Annotated in this window: 11 protein-coding genes; 6 read left to right on the top strand and 5 right to left on the bottom strand. The window is 71.0% G+C overall.

Features of this window, described 5'->3' with window-relative positions; all coding sequences use genetic code 11:
* Positions 1-15: 15 nt before the first annotated feature.
* Positions 16-2,256, bottom strand: a complete 2,241-nt coding sequence (locus ABT078_RS01350) for a UvrD-helicase domain-containing protein (RefSeq protein ID WP_351222526.1) — start codon at positions 2,254-2,256, stop codon at positions 16-18.
* A complete protein-coding gene (locus ABT078_RS01355) occupies positions 2,256-7,748 on the bottom strand; it encodes an MrfA Zn-binding domain-containing protein (protein WP_351222528.1) in 5,493 nt (1,830 codons plus the stop codon). The genes ABT078_RS01350 and ABT078_RS01355 overlap by 1 nt, the downstream gene beginning before the upstream one ends.
* 176 nt (positions 7,749-7,924) lie before the next feature.
* Here ABT078_RS01355 and ABT078_RS01360 point away from each other — a divergent pair, with 176 nt between their 5' ends.
* Both ABT078_RS01360 and ABT078_RS01365 read left to right on the top strand, forming a co-directional pair.
* A complete protein-coding gene (locus tag ABT078_RS01360) occupies positions 7,925-10,483 on the top strand; it encodes a DUF3320 domain-containing protein (RefSeq protein ID WP_351222530.1) in 2,559 nt (852 codons plus the stop codon).
* A gap of 412 nt (positions 10,484-10,895) precedes the next feature.
* Positions 10,896-11,405 carry a TspO/MBR family protein gene (locus tag ABT078_RS01365; protein ID WP_351222532.1) on the top strand — a complete coding sequence of 170 codons (510 nt, stop codon included), beginning with the start codon at positions 10,896-10,898 and terminating at the stop codon, positions 11,403-11,405.
* 70 nt (positions 11,406-11,475) lie between these two features.
* On the opposite strand, the gene aceB is transcribed toward ABT078_RS01365, so the two are convergent.
* Positions 11,476-13,107, bottom strand: coding sequence for a malate synthase A (gene aceB, locus ABT078_RS01370; RefSeq protein WP_351222534.1), 1,632 nt, complete (start codon positions 13,105-13,107; stop codon positions 11,476-11,478).
* Between the two features lie 224 nt (positions 13,108-13,331).
* Positions 13,332-13,943 (bottom strand): nucleotidyltransferase family protein, encoded by a 612-nt coding sequence (locus tag ABT078_RS01375; RefSeq protein WP_351222536.1) that lies wholly within the window; start codon positions 13,941-13,943, stop codon positions 13,332-13,334.
* 278 nt (positions 13,944-14,221) lie between these two features.
* On the opposite strand from ABT078_RS01375, the gene ABT078_RS01380 reads away from it, so the two are divergent.
* Positions 14,222-14,581 carry a DUF5955 family protein gene (locus ABT078_RS01380; RefSeq protein ID WP_351222538.1) on the top strand — a complete coding sequence of 120 codons (360 nt, stop codon included), beginning with the start codon at positions 14,222-14,224 and terminating at the stop codon, positions 14,579-14,581.
* 61 nt (positions 14,582-14,642) lie between these two features.
* Complete coding sequence (locus tag ABT078_RS01385; RefSeq protein ID WP_351222540.1) at positions 14,643-15,359, top strand: class I SAM-dependent methyltransferase; 717 nt, start codon at positions 14,643-14,645, stop codon at positions 15,357-15,359.
* A 61-nt stretch (positions 15,360-15,420) separates the two neighbouring features.
* Here the strand turns inward: ABT078_RS01385 and ABT078_RS01390 are convergent, their stop codons facing one another.
* Positions 15,421-16,242, bottom strand: a complete 822-nt coding sequence (locus ABT078_RS01390; protein ID WP_351222542.1) for an IclR family transcriptional regulator — start codon at positions 16,240-16,242, stop codon at positions 15,421-15,423.
* 296 nt (positions 16,243-16,538) lie between these two features.
* On the opposite strand from ABT078_RS01390, the gene allB reads away from it, so the two are divergent.
* Together allB and alc are read left to right on the top strand one after the other, a co-directional pair.
* Positions 16,539-17,918, top strand: a complete 1,380-nt coding sequence (allB, locus tag ABT078_RS01395; RefSeq protein ID WP_351222544.1) for an allantoinase AllB — start codon at positions 16,539-16,541, stop codon at positions 17,916-17,918.
* 4 nt (positions 17,919-17,922) lie between these two features.
* Entirely contained in the window at positions 17,923-19,035 is a 1,113-nt protein-coding gene (gene alc / locus ABT078_RS01400; protein WP_351222546.1) for an allantoicase, read from the top strand.
* The last annotated feature ends 20 nt before the right edge of the window (positions 19,036-19,055 follow it).

Here is a 19,055-nt window from a genome sequence, read left to right on the forward strand (position 1 = left end):
GGAACAGACGCACACTCAGGCGGGCAGGAGCGGCTCCAGGAACTGGCTCGGCGAGCCGTGCCAGAAGATGTCGAGGCTGTCTCGGGCACGCGTCGCTGCGACGAAGAGCAGTGAGCGGGCCCGCTGCATCTCGCGGCGGTGACGTAGGGCGTCGGCCGACCGCAATTGCAGGATCGCTTCGCGTGGCACGAGACCCTGTGTCACTCCGGCGATGATCATGCGCTGGTATTCCAGCCCCTTGAACCGGAACATCGTCCCGATGTGGACCCCCTCGTCGCCGCGCGGCCCGTCCGGACCGATCTCGACTGCCCTGATCTCGACCTGGGCGAGGGCATAGGCCACCTCCTGCGCCAAGGCGTTCGTGGGGACGCAGATGCCGATCTGTTCAAGCGGGATGTCACCCCACCCGGCAATCAATCCGGCAATGCCTTCCCGCTCCGCGTCCCAGTCCGTGCTCGGGTGCAGTGTGGGCACGCCGCCGCTCAGAACGGATCGGTAGCCGGCCAGAGTCTCCTCGCTGCCGTCGAGGTCGTCGAACGCCTCCCCGCGCAGCACTTCGAGCGCCGAACCGAGGATCTGCCGGGTAGTGCGATAACTCAGGGACAGTTTGGCCGAGCGACCCCGGATGTTGATCCCGAGGCTGCCGAGCGTGACCTGCGTGCTGTAGATGCGCTGATGGGTGTCGCCGACCAGGAAGAGATCGTTGCGCTCCCGGGCCACCATCGCACGCAGCATCTTCCAGTGCCCTGGCTGCAGGTCCTGTGCCTCGTCGACCACGATGTGCCGGTAGCGATAGCGCAGCCAGCCCGCCGAGGTGTCCTGCAGGTGGATGTTTTCCCGGCCGCCGGCGGCCTCGCGCTGTCGCTCCACGGCCTGGATGCGCTGTTCACGCTCCATCTCCAGCCTTGCGGCACGCTCGGCGACCTGTCCCCAGGTCTGCCGTCCGAGCTGGTCCAGTCGCTGGGTGAACCGCTCCGCCTGCTGCCAGATCTCGGCACGTTCGGCCCGGGTCACGTTCCGGCCCCGGCCTGCGCGCCGGGCGCGGAAGTAGTCGGTCCGGGACGCGACCGCCTGGCCGAGGATCACCTGCGTCCACTCCTCGTGGAGGAACTCCGCGTCCCAGCCCGTCTCGTCCGACTCGTCGAGCATCGAACGCCACTCACGCAGGGCCTGGTTGTCGTCGATGGTCTGCCTGCTGCTGCCGGGCTCCGCCTCGCGAACCACCCGCAGCGCCAGCTGGTCGACATGGCTGATCTCGACGCGCGCCAGCAGCTCTTCACCACCCAGCTCCAGCAGACGAGCCCGGAGGTCTGCCGCCAGGTTCTTGTTGTACGTGGTCAGCAGTACCGGCTTGGTGCGCCCCGGCGGCAGCTGGGACACGAGGTGCTTGACCCTGTGGAGTGCGACGATGGTCTTGCCCGTACCAGGGCCGCCTCCCACGCGCGTCGGCCCGGAGTAGTCGCGCTCCACCAGCTTGGCCTGCGTGGGGTGGAGGAACACCTTCCAACGGCCGAAGCTGCCGCCTTCCAGGGCCTCTCGCAGCGCGTCGTCCGTGGTGGTGACCATCGTCGCCGGTCGCTCGGCCGCCGCCTGGAAGTCGGTGGTGTCCACCGGTTCGGGCGCGGCGACGGGGGCCGTGACCTGTTCGAGGACCTCGTCGTAGGACTTGCCGTCGAAGAGGGACAGCAGCACCTCGCCGGAGAGCTGCGGTGCGTACTCGACGAGACCGAGCAGCTGGTCCTCGGTGGTGAGCGTGCGTACGACGGGCAGCAGCGGTTCGGCCACGCCGAGTTCGGTGAGCTGCTCGTCGGTGACGTGGGCGAAGAGCGGCTCGGGGGCCACGGATGGCGCGGGCGCAACCGGTTGTTCCGGTTCGGCCGGCGCAGCCGTCTTCGGCAGCAGTCGCTTGGCGAGGCTCTCCTCGACGACCTGGAGGTCGACGTACTCGATGCCGCCCGTGACCGGGTTGACGCCGTACGTGACCCGGTCGTACACGTCCTTGCGGTGCCGTACCGAGACGATCAGCCAATCGCCGTCCGCAAGCCGCAGCAGCAGCGCTCGGTAGTCGTCGCTGACCCGTGCGGACCACAGGCGTGTGTCGCCTGTCAGCTGCTTGAGCCGCAGCCCCGACGAGTGTGGGTTCGCCTTGAACTTGTGCTGGAAGTCGTAGATCGCCCCCTTCACCGTGCGGGGGAGCTTGAGGATCTCCTTGTCGGCCTTGTCCAGCAGCCGAAGTGTCACGTTCGCCGTGCTCATCAGTGGGTGCCCCCCCGGGTCGTTCCGTCGTGCCGTTCCTGTTCTCGGAGCCGCTCGGCCAGCTCCCTCGCCGTCCAGGCGCCGGCGGGGCGCACGTCCCAGCCCGCGGCGGCGTAGGCGCGGTCGCGGTCCTCCGCTTCCGGATCGCCTTCCGTGTCCACCGGCCGGTGGGCCAGGACGACACCGACCTTGGCGTCGGGCCAGGCCAACTCCGCCATCCAGCCGCGGTCGTCGAGCTCATAGCCGTCCCGCGGCGCCGGGACGCCGAGGGATGCGAGCGCCACGGCCAGGAGTTCCAGCCCCGGCTCGTCCGGGTCGAGCAGCTCCAGCACGGCCTCCCAGCCGTCGGTCCCCGTCGTTGCCGGAGCCTCCTCGACTCCAGGGGCCGCCACTGCGGCGGCCAGGGACGGCTCCTGGGCCGCTGCGACCGGTGGCCGTTCCTCGACGAGCGTGACGCGGGTCGACTCCAGCCAGCCCGCCCCGCCCGCGACGGAAAACTCCTGGGCCGAGAAACCGTCCAGCAGACTTGTCGTCAGCTGGGCACTGTCGCCGCCGCCCTGCTCCAGGAACTGCAGCAGATTGCTCCAGTACAGCCAAGCCCGCCAGCGCTTCTTGTGACGGGCCTCGTCTGCGACGGCCGCCTCGGAGTCGTCGAGGACGGTGATCGCGGACCACACGGGGGGAGTCCGCCGCCCGTCGGCGGTGGCCACCACCCGGCAGGCGGACGCGTCCGTCGCGGCGAGCAGACGTACCTTCCCGGGCTGCGTCTGCGGGGGCCGCCCGCGCAGCGCCGCCTCGATCTGCTCGCCGACGGTGTCCGCCGAGACGACAGCCGCATCGGCGCCCGCTCCGGTCAGGCCCGCGACAACGGCCTCCGCCCGCGCGAGCCATCCGCCCGCGTCCGGAGCCCGCAGATAGGCGATCAAGGTGTCCGCCGGGTTGACCCACACCGTCTCGGCGAGCTCACCTGGCAGGGCGCCGCGCACCTTGGCGTAGTACGCACGCGCCTGGGCACATGCCTGCTCACCGTACGGCCTCCACACGGGATCGGCGGGGCCGGCTGCGGAGTAGCCCGCTTCCCGGACGCGGGTGCGCCACTCCTTCACGTCGTAGTAGGTCAGCTGGAACACGCGCACACCGTCGACACGCAGCCGTGCCCGCTTGGTGGCGTCGTCGGCGAGGCGGTTGTGCTTCGTGCTCGCGTGGAACTCGTAACCGTCCAGATACAGGGCGAGGCGCGGGCCCGGGGCGTCGAGCCGCTCGAAGAGGACGTCGGGCCGGGTACCGTCCAGGACACGCTGCTGGGACACCCGCCACCGCAGGACGGCGCCGTCCGCCGCCGTGAGCCGGAGGTCCAGCGAGTACGTCCCTGCGGCCGTCGTGTACGCGTCGGCAGCGGCCCGGGAGTCGGGCTGAGCTGCCCAGTCCTTGAGCGTCTCGACGAACATGACCTCCAGGTCGGACTCGGCCTGCCGCTCCAGCGGGATCTGCTGCGTGGTGCGGATCTCGGTGGTCTTCCACGCCTCGCCGTCCTTGCCCAGGAGCTCGTCCAGCATCTGGCGGACCTCGCTCCGGCTGACGCGGTCGTAGTCGCTCGCCGGCACACGGCGCAGCAGACAGCGGTGACAGCCGTCCTGACCCTTCTCGATGCAGGTGCAGCTCTCGATGACGTCCCGGGCCGCCACCAGCACCTCGCGGAAGCCGTCTGCGGACGCGAGCCGGTGCAGATAGCCGGTCCCGCCGGGGAGGCGGTCGTAGACGACGAGGAAGCGTCGCGTCCAGTCGGAGTCGCCGCCGTCGGGCATGGAGGCGGCCGCGATGTCGATGTGGTCGGGGTCGCCGCCGTAACGGGCGGCGATACCGGCGAACATCGCCGCAGTGAAAGAGGCGAGCCGCTCCCGGGCGCGGGCGACCGATGCGGGCAGGAGGATCCGGACCGCCTCGGTGTCCAGCTCGTGCGCCAGCAGCAGCGGCAGATCCTGCCCCTTGCCCTGCTCGTCGCCATTGCCCTTGGTCCGCCGACGGGGGCACCACAGCAGGTGGTGTGCGCTGGCCTTGGTACTGGCGGCGAGCGAGTCGGTGAGCGCGTCCTGCGGCTTGTCCGCCACAGGCCGGCCGTCGGCGGTCGCACCGCCGCAACTGGCGCAGACGTAGAACGGGTTGATACGTACGTCATCGCCTGCGAGCGGGACGGTGCTGCTGCCGTCCTGGCGGTCCACACCGAGGTTGAGGGTGCGGATCTTTGCGCGACGGCTGAAGTCGACACCGAACGTCGCCGTCTCGTGCCGCCAGGAGCCCGGCGCCAGATGCGCGGGATCGATGTCGACGGTGGTCAGCATGGCGTACCGCCGCCGGTCCCGCTCGTCCTTGTCGTCGCGCACCCGCGCGTCGTCCCGCTTGTCCCGCGCGATGACCCGCCTTGGCTCCAGTACGTACTGGACGCAGCCTGCGTCCGCGATCTCCCGCCCGCCGCAGCGCGGGCAGGGCGACGCGTCGTGCTGGGCGTTCTCCGTCCGCACGTAACCACAGGCCGGGCACAAGCGCCACACCTTCCAGGACCGCCGGTCGGGGCTGCCGATGTCCAGAGCCCGCACCTGGTGGCGGTAGCCGTTGACGTAGAAGCTGCTGCCCGGGGCGAGTTCGGCGAGGGCGAGCCGGCGCGAGCGCTCGTAGTCGCGCACCTCGCTGCGGTACGCCTTGCGGCTGCCCTCCTCGCCGTCCGGATTCTCCTCGGTCCAGTAGAGCGTGGCCTCCAACTGCGTGGTGGTGTCCGTGAGGCTGTAGTTGGGCAGCAGGCCGAGCTCGACCAGCGCACCGTGCGCGCTGGAACGGCTCAGCTCGCGCAGCAGATCACCAGTGGTGCGGCGCTCCGCCAGCAGCTCACGGTGCTCCCGGTCCTGCTCCGGGTCGCTGCGGACCAGCCCCTCCATGGCCGCATCGATGGCCGCGATGCGCCGCCGCAGCTCCTCACGGCGCCCCGTCCAGTCCTCCTCGGCCTCCTGGAGCGTACGGGCGATGCCGCCGGTCGCGTACGCCCGCAGCTCGTCTGCGGCGTGGTCGGTGACACCCATGTCGTCGTCGCTGCGAGGGAACAGCGAAAGGAACTCCTCGACCAGCCGCGCCCCGTGCGTCAGAGCCGCGTCCGCCAGGTCCTGGCACCAGCCGGTCGTGCCGAACAGGGCGGACGCCAGCCGGGGTACGGGCATCAGCCGCTCGCCGTCGGCCGTGGTCAGCTTGCCGCGGGCGGCCAGATCCAGCAGATGCGCCGTGTACTGGCGACGCAGGATCTCGACGGCCGAGAGATAGCAGCCGGGCGGCACGATGTCGCCCGCGATCATCTCCCGAGGGTCGTCCAGGTAGTACAGGTCCCGGGCGCGCCGGCCACCGAAGGCCACAACCAGCGCGTTGCCCGTCCTGCGGCCCGCCCGCCCAGCGCGCTGCACGTAGTTGGCGGGGCCCTTCGGCAGCGAGCCCAGTAGGACGGCGGACAGATCGCCGATGTCGATGCCGAGTTCGAGCGTCGGTGTGCAGGAGAGCACATTCGGGTCGGTGTAGTGGGTGCCGGAGCGGAAGGTGCGCTCCACCCGCTCGCGCTGGGGCCGGGTCAGCATGCCCGTGTGCTCGGCCGTCACGACCCGGAAGGTGCCGCCGGTCAGATACAGCCGACGGTAGTAGTCGTCCCGGTAGTCGCGGGCACGCGAGGCGGCGAAGCCACTGGAACCGACGCTGCTGCGGACGTCCGCACCGGTCGCCCAGCCGTCGGTCAGCGGTGCCCGGAGCATCCCCCCGCACCGGTAGCGGGGGCACGGATGCCCGTACCAGCGGGTGCGGCGCTCGGGCGGCACCACCTGCTGCCAGCCGCAGTCCGCACAGCTCACATACGCCTTGTTGACCACGTCGTCGTCGAGCAGCCGCACCTCGACGTGACCCGGCTGCAGCCCGTACACCCGGGTGGTGCGGTCCTGCGCCGTACGCACCGACAGCGCCTGCTCCTCCACCAGGACCGGCAGCAGCCTGCGCAGGTACTCGGTCGCCCCGGCCGTGTCCAGACCGAGGCAGCGCCGTGCCCAGTCCTGGTACCAGCCCTGCCGCCCGGTCACGGCGTCGAAGGCGGACCGCTCCTTCTGTCCGTCCAGCAGGAACCGCGGCGCGGCCATCCCGTCGGGGAACGCCGGCATGCCGTCGGGCCGGCCGCCCCAGATCTTGTAGCGGGCCACCCCCGCGTCCTTGATCCACGGCTCCAGCCACCGGTGCCGCACCCCGCCGCGCAGCCGGATGCGCTCCAGCAGGCCGCGTACGAAGGCCAGATACCGCTCCGGCGTCGGCAGTCCGCCGCTCACCATCAGCTGCCCTGGCAAGGACAGATGGAGATCCCGGGCCAGCGCCGTGATCCGGTCGGGATGGTCGATCACGACCTCGGCGGCGGCGGTGCGCGTCAGCTCCAGCGTGCGACCCTGGCGGGAGCGCAGCCCGAACTCCATCACCGTCGCGAACGCCAGCCGCTCGCCGATCAGCTTCCAGGTCCGGGCGTCACCCGTGCCCCGCCCCGACAGCAGCCGGTCCACACCCGGTTCGTCGTGCAGGTCCGGCGGCACCACCGCGGCCAGCGCCTGCGGGTCGTCCACCGAGTCCAGCACATTGCCGATCAGGTCGTTGAGTGCGACCGGGGCGCCCGACTCGTCCAGATTGTGTGCGAGCAGCGACCTGAGCGAGAACTTGTACGACGCGTTGGCCACATAGCCCGCCCGGTGCGCCGCGTCCTGCGTCGAGTCGTTGAACAGAAGCGTCTTGCGCTCCTCCGGCACGAGCGCGATGTCTCCGCCCGTGAACAACTGCGTGACGGTCGCCGAGGCGAGCGCGGCGAGAGCCGTGCCGAGAAAGCGGATGCCGTTGTCGGTGTTGCAGGCCGGACAGCGGTCGTCCAGGGCGGCCTTGTCTGCCGACTTCTTGTCCGTGATGGCGAGCGCGAACCAAGCGTCCTGCAGTTCCTCGGCGTCGGCGAGCTGCGGCAGCCGGTATGTGCCCTGACCGCCGTCCAGCACCACCACCGACAGTGGGTCCGTCCCGCCGGACGAAGGTTTCGCACCCGTCAGGGCGTTCAGCGCCTCCTCGGCCTCAGCAGGGGTGGCGGCGATGAAGTACCGCATGCGCCGCTTGTCGCGCCCCAGTCCGGCCCGCCACACCTTCTCCTGAGCCATCACGAGCTGCTGCGGATCCGCCTCGGGCGACAGCGCCGCCCAGCCCGACCGTCCGCAGTTGCGGCAGTACACCGCCGGCAGCGTCGCGGCAGCCGGCCGCAGCGCGGTGTCCGTGCCCGGGATCGACTCGGGCCGGCGTGCGTCCGCCGCCCTGCTGCCGGAGTCCTCCTCCTCGCCCGCGACGGGCGGCCCGGCGGCGAGCGCGGCCCGCCTGGCCGCCGTACGGTCGTCCTCGTACCACCGGAACTCCGGGGTCCGCCCCACCCCGCGCAGCACGCGTGTGACCGGCCGCACCCACAGATGCGCCTCGATGTGCAGCAGGGGCCTGGGCCGCTTCTCGTCCGACTCCGGGTCGCGCGCGGCGGACAGACACCGATCCGCTGCCGCGCCTGCTGGCCGAGAACGTAAGGCGTTCCCTCAGCATCTGGTGCGCGATCGCGGTAGGCCGGGCCGAGCGCTGGTCCCGCTCCGTGACCGCGCTGCTCGAACTCTTCGACGCAGACCGCCGAACCCGTCTCTCCCCCTCTCTGCTCGGCACGTTCGACCAGGCCCAGCAGGTGGTCGACCTGCTGCTCGCAGACCCGCACGGACCCGAGGAATGGCACGCGTACCGGGGCGGCCTCGCCGTACTCGCCCGCCACGGCGCCGACGACCTGGTCGTGAACGCGGCCGAGCGGGCGGTCGACCGGACGCAGCTGCCGGACATCGTCGAGCAGGCGATGCTCCGTTCCTGGGCCGACGGGATCCTTTCCACCGACAACCGACTGCGCAGCACACGCTCCGACGACCTCGACGCGCGCGTCGCCGACTTCAAGGAAGCTGACCGCCGCCTCGTCGCCGCAGCGGGCGGCGCGGTGATCGAGGCGTGCAACACGCGACGGCCGCGACGCTTCGACAGCGGCAGCGGCGCCGTGATCAAGCGGGAGGCGGAGAAGAAGACCCGACACCTGCCGGTTCGCGAACTGCTCGGCAAGACCCGCGAGGTCGTGCAGTCGATCAAACCGTGTTTCATGATGAGCCCGCTGACCGTCAGTCAATTCCTCCCTGCCGACTACCACTTCGACGTGGTCGTGTTCGACGAGGCATCCCAGGTACGGCCCAGCGACGCCATCAACTGCATCTACCGTGGGCGCACTCTCATCGTCGCCGGGGACGACAAGCAGCTGCCGCCCACTTCGTTCTTCGACTCCTCCGTCGACGACGACGCGGACGAGTACGCGGAGGACGTGCCCGACTCGTTCGAGTCGCTGTTGCACGCCTGCAAGGCCGGCGCGATGCGTGAGCTGCCCCTGCGCTGGCACTACCGCAGCCGCCACGAGAACCTGATCACCTTCAGCAACCGCGAGTTCTACGAGAACTCGATGGTGACCTTCCCCGGCGCCCTGGACGAGGGCAACGACGTCGGTGTCGCGTTCCTCAAGGCCGGCGGTGTCTACGACAGGGGAGGCCGCCGCGACAACCGGGCCGAAGCGGCCTTCGTCGCCGAACGGGTCATCCACCACTTCGACACCCGGCCCGCCAAGACCCTCGGCGTCGTCGCCCTTTCCCAGGCGCAGGCCTCCGCCATCGACGAAGCCGTGCAGCAGGCACGGCTGTCCCGCCCCGACCTCGACCACTGTTTCACCGAGGACCGGCTCGACGGCTTCTTCGTCAAGAACCTCGAATCGGTGCAGGGCGACGAGCGCGACGTGATGATCATGTCCGTCGGCTACGGCCCTGACGAGAACGGCAAGCTCGGACTGAACTTCGGTCCGATCAACAAGGGTGGTGGCTGGCGCCGGCTCAACGTGGCGATTACCCGTTCCCGATACCGCATGGAGGTCGTGGCCTCCTTCCGCGGCTCGGGACTGGCCGACAGCCCGAACGAGAGCGTCCAGTACCTCAAGCGCTATCTCGAGTACGCCGAGAACGGGCCGTCCGTCCTCGCGCGCGACGTCGTCCAGTCCGACGCGGAGCCGGACAGCCCGTTCGAGGAGTCCGTCCTTGCGGTCCTGCGCGGCTGGGGCTACCGGGTCCAGCCGCAGGTCGGCGTCGCCGGTTACCGCATCGACTTGGGCCTCCGCCACCCCGAGCTCCCCGGTGCCTACGCCCTCGGCATCGAATGCGATGGCGCCATGTACCACTCCTCGAAGGCCGCTCGTGACCGCGACAGACTGCGCGAGCAGGTGCTCGTGGGCCTGGGCTGGAGGCTGTACCGGATCTGGGGCACCGACTGGTACCGGGGCCGTGCGGCTGCGGAGCTGCGGCTGAGGGAGGCGGTCGAGCAGGCTGTCGCCCAGGGACCGTTGGCGGCATCGGCGCCGGGGGCACAGGCGGCTGTGGTGTCGGGCGGTTCGGCCGGGGGCGGCCCGGCTTCGGCGGCTGGATCGACCGCCGGCCCGGGCGGGCACGCGCTGACGGTTCCGGCCCCGCGAGCGGAGGGAGGACGGGGCGAGGCCGAGTTCCAGCGGGTGCCGGTCGACACCGAGGTGGAGCGAGAGTGGAGCGCCCGGTACCGGATGGCTGCGGTCTGGGTCGCTGTGCGGCACGAGCTCCACACGCCGGAGGCCCGCCCCGCGTTGCGCAAGGCCCTGGCGCAGATCATCGAGGCTGAGGGCCCCATCCACGAGGACCCGCTGGTCCAGCGCGCCCGTGAAATCTGGGGCCTGGGCCGAGCCGGGAACCGCATCCGCGACAACGTGAGGGAAGTGGCGCAGGCTCTGGTCCGCGCGGGTCTCGTCACCTCCGAGGGTTCCTTCTTCGATGTGGCGGAGCGGGCGGAAGGGCTGAAGGCCCGGTGTCCCGACGAGGGGGAGGTCCCGCGCAAGGTCACGTACATCGCGCCGGCGGAGCGGTATCTGGCCCTCTGTGAGCTCGCAGCGGAGTGCCCGGGCATGTCCGAGGAAGAGCTGATCAAGCAGGCGTGTGAGTTCTTCGGCTGGCGGCGCACGGGCAAGGACATCCGCGACTGCCTGGCTGCGGACATCGCGGAGCTGTACCGGCAGCGCAAGCTGGAGGGCGGTCCTGGGCGGGTCGGAGCGGTGCGCTGACCCGACGCCGGTTCACGGATTCCCGCCACCGGGCGGGCCCGAGATTTCCACGAGGCGCACAAGCCGGTCGACGGCGGCATTTCGCCTCGGCGGCGGTGACCGTAAGCGGACAGAAGGGACCCCGACCTGTGGGGGGACCGGCCGGGGTCGTATATGGGGTCGCGGAGGGTGGTCGCCTCTCGGCGAAAGGCTCCATGGGGCTTCAGCCGAACGATCGTCCCCATGGGCAATAGGTGAGGCCCGGGGACACTGTCCCCTCCGCGGCCACGTATGGGTGAACCGTCAACCAGCTCGGGTTGTTCCCGGGCCGTCCCGGACCACCCCGAGCCGGCCCGGGGGAGGTGTCCGTACGCGCCGGGCGGGCACATGTACCGGTGAAAGTCCCTGGTGGAAGCCCCACGGGAGCGAGGCCGTGTCCCGAACCGCATCTGACCCTTCTCCGGCCCGGCCGGTGGCGCGCGGGCCGCTCCTTCTCGTCGCCCTGCTCGCCGTCTGCTACGCGGTGGCCGGCCTCGGGGCCGTCGCGTCGGCCGGGGCCGGAGACCTCTACACCCTGCTCGACCGGCCGGACTGGGCGCCGCCCGCCCGGCTGTTCGCCCCGGTGTGGAGCGTGCTCTACGCCACGATCGCCGTCTCCGCGTGGCTGGTGCTGCGCAGGCCCCGGCCCGAGAACCGGGCGGCGATGGTGTGGTGGTCGCTGCAGCTCGCGTTCAACCTGGCCTGGAGCCCGCTGTTCTTCGCGGCGCGCCAGTACGGGCTCGCCTTCGCCGACATCTGCCTGCTCCTCGTGGCCCTGGCGGCCACCGTGGTCGCCTTCGGCCGCCTGAACCGTCCGGCGGCGCTGCTGCTCGTCCCCTGCCTCTGCTGGGTCGCCTTCGCCGCGGCCCTGAACCTGGCGATCTGGATCGCCGACACCTCGTAGGACTGCCGCCGCCCCCGGTGCTGTGCGGTACCGGGGGCGGCGTCGGTGGCGAAGCTGCGAGGAGGAGGGGTCAGCCGACCAACTGCTCGTACGCGGGCAGGGTCAGGAAGTCCGCGTAGTCCTCGTCCAGCGAGACGTGCAGCAGCAGGTCGTGGGCCTGCTGCCACTTGCCGGCCGTGAAGGCCTCCTCGCCGATCTCCTCGCGGATCGCCGTGAGTTCCTCGGCGGCGACCTTGCGGGCCAGCTCCGGGGTGGCCGTCTCGGTCTTTCCGGCGTGCTCGAATTCAACGCCCGCGTTGATCCACTGCCAGATCTGGGAGCGGGAGATCTCCGCGGTGGCCGCGTCCTCCATCAGGTTGAAGATGGCGACTGCGCCGAGACCGCGCAGCCACGCCTCGATGTAGCGGATGCCGACCTGGACGGCGTTGCGCAGGCCCTCGTACGTCGGCCTGGCGTCGAGGGAGTCGATGGCGATCAGGTCGCCCGCAGCCACCGAGACGTCCTCGCGGAGGCGGTCCTTCTGGTTGGGCTTGTCGCCCAGCACCGCGTCGAACGAAGCCATGGCGATCGGGACCAGGTCGGGGTGGGCGACCCAGGAGCCGTCGAAGCCGTCCGCCGCCTCACGGTCCTTGTCGGCCTTGACCTTCTCGAAGGCGACCTTGTTGACCTCCGCGTCGCGCCGGGACGGGATGAAGGCCGCCATGCCGCCGATGGCGTGCGCGCCGCGCTTGTGGCAGGTGCGGACCAGGAGTTCGGTGTAGGCACGCATGAACGGGGCCGTCATCGTCACCGCGTTGCGGTCCGGGAGGACGAACCTGCTGCCGGCGTCACGGAAGTTCTTGACGATCGAGAAGAGGTAGTCCCAGCGGCCGGCGTTCAGCCCTGCGGCGTGGTCGCGGAGCTCGTAGAGGATCTCCTCCATCTCGTACGCCGCAGTGATCGTCTCGATCAGGACGGTCGCGCGGACGGTGCCCTGCGGGATGCCGACGTAGTCCTGGGCGAAGACGAAGACGTCGTTCCAGAGGCGGGCTTCCAGGTGCGACTCGGTCTTCGGGAGGTAGAAGTACGGGCCCTTGCCCAGGTCGATCAGACGCTTCGCGTTGTGGAAGAAGTACAGGCCGAAGTCGACCAGGGCACCGGGGACGGGGCGGCCGCCGAGGCGGAGGTGGCGCTCCTCGAGGTGCCAGCCGCGGGGGCGCATGACGACCGTGGCGAGTTCCTCCGCCGGCCGGAGGGCGTACGACTTGCCCGTGCGGTCGTCGGTGTAGTCGATGCGGCGCTCGTAGGCGTCGATCAGATTGAGCTGGCCGATGACCACGTTCTCCCATGTGGGGGCGGAGGCGTCCTCGAAGTCGGCGAGCCAGACCTTCGCGCCCGAGTTCAGGGCGTTGATGGTCATCTTGCGGTCGGTCGGGCCGGTGATCTCGACGCGGCGGTCGTTCAGCGCGGCCGGGGCCGGCGCGACCTTCCAGCTCTCGTCCTCACGGATCTGTGCGGTCTCCGGAAGGAAGTCGAGGGTGCTGGTGCGGGCGATCTCGGCGCGGCGCTCCGCGCGGCGGGCGAGGAGCTCGTCGCGCCGGGGCGTGAACCGCCGGTGCAGCTCGGCGACGAAGGCGAGTGCCGCGTCGGTCAGCACCTCCTCCTGCCGGGGCAGCGGCTGGGCATCGACGATGGCCAGCGGCGACGGCGCTGGTGCGGACATGAGCTGTCACTTCCTTCAGCGAGCTTCACGGGCAGTGCCTGGCGGCCGCGGGGGCGTGAATGTGGCACTCAGTGCCAGAGCTCCGAAGTGCGGTCGTCGGCGCCGTCCGGGGGATCGGGCGCTTCTGAACAGTGGATAGTAGTTACCGCATGGTGGAAGTTCAATGGTTTGTTGATATCGAGATTCTCCGGTTCGACATATCGTGGCGCTCAGTGCCACGCCCTTCACCCAAGGTGCTCCAGATCCTCCGGCGTGTCGATGTCGTACGCCTCGGCCACGTCCCCGCACTCGACCAGCGTGATCTCCTTCTCGTGCTCCCGCAGGTAGTCCCGGGCTCCGCGGTCGCCCGACGCGCGCTCCGCCACCGCCTCCCAGCGGGTGGAGCCGAACAGCACCGGATGGCCGCGCCGCCCGTCGTACGACGCCGACACCAGCACGGACGGCGCATCGCACGCCGCCACCACCCGGGCGACGGCCGCCGCGCCGATGCCGGGCTGGTCCACCAGTGAGACCACGACCGCGTCCGGTCTCCCGCCCGCGGATCCCAGCGACGCGAGGCCGGTACGGAGCGAGGAGCCCATGCCCTCCTCCCAGTCCTCGTTGACCGTCACGACGCACCTCCCCAGCTCGGCCCTCCGCAGCACCTCGTCCGCCGAAGCGCCCAGCACGACGTGCACGGAACGGCAGCCGCCCGCCCGCAGCACCCGTACCGCGTGCTCCACCAGGGGGCGTCCGTGGTGCTCCAGCAGGGCCTTGGGCCGGCCGCCCAGCCGCCGCCCGCCGCCCGCCGCCAGAACGAGACCGACGACCAGCGGTTTGTCTGAAGTGTGAGCCATGCACCCTGCTTACCTCATCGAGTGGCGAGATGCCGCGACGACCTCGGACAGGGTGCCGTTCCGCTACCGGAGTTCACCATGGGGGACCCGAGTACCGCGCCACCCCCGACCCGACGGTGGCACAGGGCCCCGGAAGCCGACACGTCGAGCTGAATTTCGTACCGCGGAGTGGCGGACTCCGCACGGAATGGCGTTAACTTGCCCGCGACCCCAGGCGTCTGACCACCGTCCGGCGGGTCGGACAAAAGGCCGGGCAAGGACGTGCGAGGGGGAGAGCTTTGTTGCGGAGCGTGGGGCAGACGCGGGTGACACGGAGCGGTGAGGACCCGAGGGTGGCGGAGCTGCGCTCCGCCGTCTCCCGGCTCCGCCGCGAACTGGCCGGGTACCCGGCCGAGTTCACCGACCGCGGAATCGCGGAGGACGAACTGGCGGCGATGGACGCGATGGCGGTCACCGGGGTGCCGGAGATCCGCCGCCTGCGCCGCTCGCTGCTCCTGATCGCCGGGTCGATCGGCTCGGTGAGCGCCCTCGCCCCCGGGCTGACGAACGTACGGAACGCCGTGGAGCTCTTCGGTGAGCCGAGCGGTGAGCCCAGCGGCGAGCCGACCGGCGGCCCGAACGGAGAGCCGCGCCTCTGACGCGGACCGGAGAGCGGAGTCCACGCCCACGCCCGGCCCCCTCTGGCTACGCTGAGCAGTGATGTCCACCAACCAGCGCCCCACTCTCCGCGAGCTCGCCGTCCAGGCGCTCTCCTCGGTCGAGCACGGCTACGACCTGCTCGCGCCGAAGTTCGACGCGACCCCCTTCCGCACGCCCGAGCGGATCCTCGACGAGGTCGTCCGCACGCTCGGGCCGCTCGGGCCGTTCCGCGCCGGGCTCGACATCTGCTGCGGCACCGGCGCGGGCACCCGCGCTCTGGGAGAGGTCTGCCAGGAACGTGTCGTCGGCGTGGACTTCAGCGCGGGCATGCTCGACGTGGCACGCGGCACGCAGGCGAAGGCCCACTGGGTGCGGGCCGATGCGCGGGCCCTCCCTTTCGTGGCCGCCTTCGATCTCGCCGTGAGTTTCGGGGCGTTCGGGCACTTCCTGCCGAAGGAGCGGCCCGGGCTCTTCGCCCAGGTGCACTCGGTGCTCAGGCCCGGCGGCGTCTTCGCGTTCCCGGTCGGCGCGCCGCCGCACCCCGGCTCGTGGCCGTACTGGGCGATGCTCGGCTTCGATGCGGCCATGAGGGTCCGCAACACCGTGTGGTGGCCGCGCTTCGTCATGTACTACCGCACCTTCCCGCTCACGGAAGTGCGCCCCGAACTGGAGCGGGCCGGATTCGCGGTGGAACTGCTTCCGCTCGAAGGGCTGGGGCGCCGCAGGCGGGACGGGCGTCCGCGCGCCGCGCTCCTCGTGGCGCGCAAGGAAGCCTGAAGCGGACCGGCGCGGCATCGAGCGGACCGGCGCTCGGGTGCGGTCAGGCCGTTGGGGTCGCTCAGCCCTGCGGCGGGGCCGATGTGTTGGCCAGCGCCTCGGAGAGCTCCTTGGCGACCGTCTGGAGGATCGGGACGATCCTCTCCGTCGCCGCCTCGGTCACCCGGCCCGCCGGGCCCGAGATCGAGATCGCCGCGGCCGTCGGGGAGTTGGGCACCGAGACCGCGAGGCAGCGGACACCGATCTCCTGCTCGTTGTCGTCCACCGCGTACCCGGCGCGCCGGACCTGTTCCAGGGCATCGAGGAAGCCCTCGGGAGTGGTGATCGTCTTCTCGGTGGCGGCCGGCATGCCGGTGCGGGCGAGGAGGGCCCGTACCTCCTCCGGCGGGGTGTGCGCGAGGAGCGCCTTGCCCACGCCCGTGGAGTGCGGCAGGACCCGGCGGCCGACCTCGGTGAACATGCGCATCGAGTGCTTCGACGGCACCTGCGCCACGTACACGATCTCGTCGCCGTCGAGTAGCGCCATGTTCGCCGTCTCGCCGGTCTCCTCGACCAGACGGGCCAGATACGGGCGCGCCCAGGTGCCGAGCAGCCGGGACGCGGACTCGCCGAGGCGGATCAGGCGGGGGCCCAGGGCGTAGCGCCGGTTCGCCTGCTGGCGTACATAGCCGCAGGCGACCAGCGTGCGCATCAGGCGGTGGATGGTCGGCAGCGGGAGCCCGCTGCTCGCGGAGAGCTCGCTCAGCCCGACCTCGCCCCCGGCATCGGCCATCCGCTCGAGCAGATCGAAGGCGCGCTCGAGGGACTGCACGCCACCACTGCTCGCGGCGGGCTTGGCGGCCTCGGTGGACACCGGGGCGCTGCTGGCGCTGGACGTCGGCACGTCAACGGTCCTTTCAGGCGGACGGGCAAGGTGCCAGCCTACCGGGCGGGGGCGGGCGGGGCACTGCCCCATGGCAAGGAGTCTTTGCCGGTCAGGAGGCGTTTGTCCATGGTTGACGGCCGCCGCCTGCGCCCATTTGAGCTCCGCCCTGTGGATAGCTGTGTTCCGCTTAAAGAAAATTGCTTTCCACTCTATGGAAACATCCAAGCGCGCGTGGCGCCAGGGGAGGGTCTTGACGGACGCCGGGTCCGGAGTGAAGATTCCTTCAACAGTTCGTTGAAATTCTGCCCTGTGGAATGGAAGTGGGGGCACGGGTGTCCGGTCCGGACGTGAGTGATGTGAACGACGTCAACCTGGTACTGCGCTCGACACGCGTCATCACCCCAGAGGGGACGCGCGCCGCGTCCGTCGCCGTCGCCGCCGGAAGGATCGCGGCCGTGCTGCCGTACGACGCCGAGGTACCGGCCGGGGCCCGGCTCGAGGACGTCGGTGACGACGTCGTGCTCCCCGGCCTCGTCGACACCCATGTCCATGTGAACGACCCCGGCCGCACCGCGTGGGAGGGCTTCTGGACCGCCACCCGCGCGGCCGCGGCCGGCGGCATCACCACGCTGCTCGACATGCCGCTGAACTCGCTCCCGCCCACCACCACCGTGGACAACCTCCGCACCAAGCAGGAGGTGGCCGGGCCCAAGGCGCACGTGGACACCGGCTTCTGGGGCGGGGCGATCCCGGACAACACCAAGGATCTGCGGCCCCTGCACGACGCCGGCGTCTTCGGCTTCAAGTGCTTCCTGTCCCCGTCGGGCGTCGAGGAGTTCCCCGAGCTCGACCAGGGGCAGCTCGCCCGCTCCCTGGCCGAGATCGCCGGCTTCGGCGGCCTGCTGATCGTGCACGCCGAGGACCCGCACCATCTGGCGGCCGCGCCGCAGCAGCCCGGCCCGAGGTACGCCGACTTCCTCGCGTCCCGCCCGCGCGACGCGGAGAACACCGCGATCGGAAACCTGATCGCCCAGGCCAGGCGGCTGGACGCCCGCGTGCACGTGCTGCATCTGTCGTCCGGTGACGCGCTGCCGCTGCTCGCGGCGGCGAAGACGGAGGGTGTGCGGATCTCCGTCGAGTCCTGTCCGCACTTCCTCACCCTCACCGCCGAGGAAGTCCCGGACGGGGCCACCGAGTTCAAGTGCTGCCCGCCGATCCGTGAGGCGGAGAACCAGGACGCCCTGTGGGCGGGCCTGGCCGACGGCACGATCGACTGCATCGTCTCCGACCACTCGCCCTGCACCACCGACCTCAAGACCCCCGACTTCGCCACCGCCTGGGGCGGGATCTCCTCGCTCCAGCTGGGCCTCCCGGCCATCTGGACCGAGGCGCGCCGGCGCGGTCACACCCTGGAGGACGTCGTCCGCTGGATGTCGTCCGCCCCGGCGGAGCTCGCGGGTCTGACGCAGAAGGGCGCCATCGAGGCCGGCCGCGACGCCGACTTCGCCGTCCTCGCCCCCGACGAGACCTTCACCGTGGACCCGGCCGAGCTCCACCACCGCAACCAGGTCACGGCCTACGCCGGAAAGACCCTCCACGGCGTCGTGAGGTCGACATGGCTGCGCGGCACGCGGATCGTGGAGAACGGCACCCTCGCCGAGCCGACCGGCCGGCTGCTCGAAAGGAACAACTGAAACCGTGGCGACACCGTCCTTCACCGGCAACGCGAATCCGTACGCGGGCGGCGACCCGTACGCCGACTACCGCACCGCGGACTTCCCGTTCACCGGCTACGCCAACCTCGCCGACCGTCGGCTCGGCGCCGGTGTGATCGCCGCCAACGACGAGTTCTTCGCCCAGCGGGAGAACCTCCTCGTCCCCGAGGCCGCCGAGTTCGACCCCGAGCATTTCGGCCACAAGGGCAAGATCATGGACGGCTGGGAGACCCGCCGCCGCCGCGGTGTCTCGGCCGAGCACCCGTGGCCGACCGCCGACGACCACGACTGGGCGCTCGTCCGCCTGGGCGCCCCCGGTGTGATCCGCGGCATCGTCGTCGACACCGCCCATTTCCGAGGCAACATGCCGCAGGCCGTGTCCATCGAGGGCACGTCCGTCGAGGGCGCCCCCACGCCGGAGGAGCTCTTCTCCGACGGCGTGAAGTGGACCACCGTCGTCCCGCGCACCGCCGTCGGCGGCCACGCGGCCAACGGCTTCGAGGTCACTGCCGAGCAGCGCTTCACACACCTGCGCGTCAACCAGCACCCCGACGGCGGCATCGCCCGGCTGCGCGTGTACGGCGAGGTCGTACCGGACCCGAAGTGGCTCGCCACGCTCGGCACCTTCGACGTGGTGGCCCTGGAGAACGGCGGCTCCGTCCAGGACGCGTCCAACCGCTTCTACTCGCCGCCCGCCAACACCATCAACCCGGGCCGCTCCCGCAAGATGGACGACGGCTGGGAGACCGCCCGCCGCCGCGACCAGGGCAACGACTGGATCCGCTACCAGCTCGTCGCCGAGTCCGAGATCCGCGCCGTCGAGATCGACACCGCCTGCCTCAAGGGCAACTCGGCGGGCTGGGCCTCCCTGTCCGTCAAGCAGGGCGAGGACGGTGAGTGGACCGAGTTCCAGCCGCGGACCCGTCTGCAGCCCGACACCAACCACCGCTTCGTGCTGGACACCCCGGCGGTCGGCACGCACGTGCGCATCGACATCTTCCCGGACGGAGGGTTCTCCCGCCTCCGCCTCTTCGGTTCCCTCACGGAGCAGGGCGCGGCCCGATTGGCGGCCCGCCACCGCGAGCTGGGTGGCTGACGACATCTCCCGTGCGCGGG

The sequence above is a fragment of the Streptomyces sp. NPDC002133 genome, assembly GCF_040296405.1.
Taxonomy (GTDB): domain Bacteria; phylum Actinomycetota; class Actinomycetes; order Streptomycetales; family Streptomycetaceae; genus Streptomyces.

Excerpts from the sequence above, each read along its gene's own strand:
- ABT078_RS01350 (WP_351222526.1), bottom strand. The coding sequence starts at position 2,256 with ATGAGCACGGCGAACGTGACACTTCGGCTGCTGGACAAGGCCGACAAG.
- aceB (WP_351222534.1), bottom strand. The coding sequence starts at position 13,107 with ATGTCCGCACCAGCGCCGTCGCCGCTGGCCATCGTCGATGCCCAGCCG.
- ABT078_RS01375 (WP_351222536.1), bottom strand. The coding sequence starts at position 13,943 with ATGGCTCACACTTCAGACAAACCGCTGGTCGTCGGTCTCGTTCTGGCG.
- ABT078_RS01385 (WP_351222540.1), top strand. The coding sequence starts at position 14,643 with ATGTCCACCAACCAGCGCCCCACTCTCCGCGAGCTCGCCGTCCAGGCG.
- allB (WP_351222544.1), top strand. The coding sequence starts at position 16,539 with ATGGAAGTGGGGGCACGGGTGTCCGGTCCGGACGTGAGTGATGTGAAC.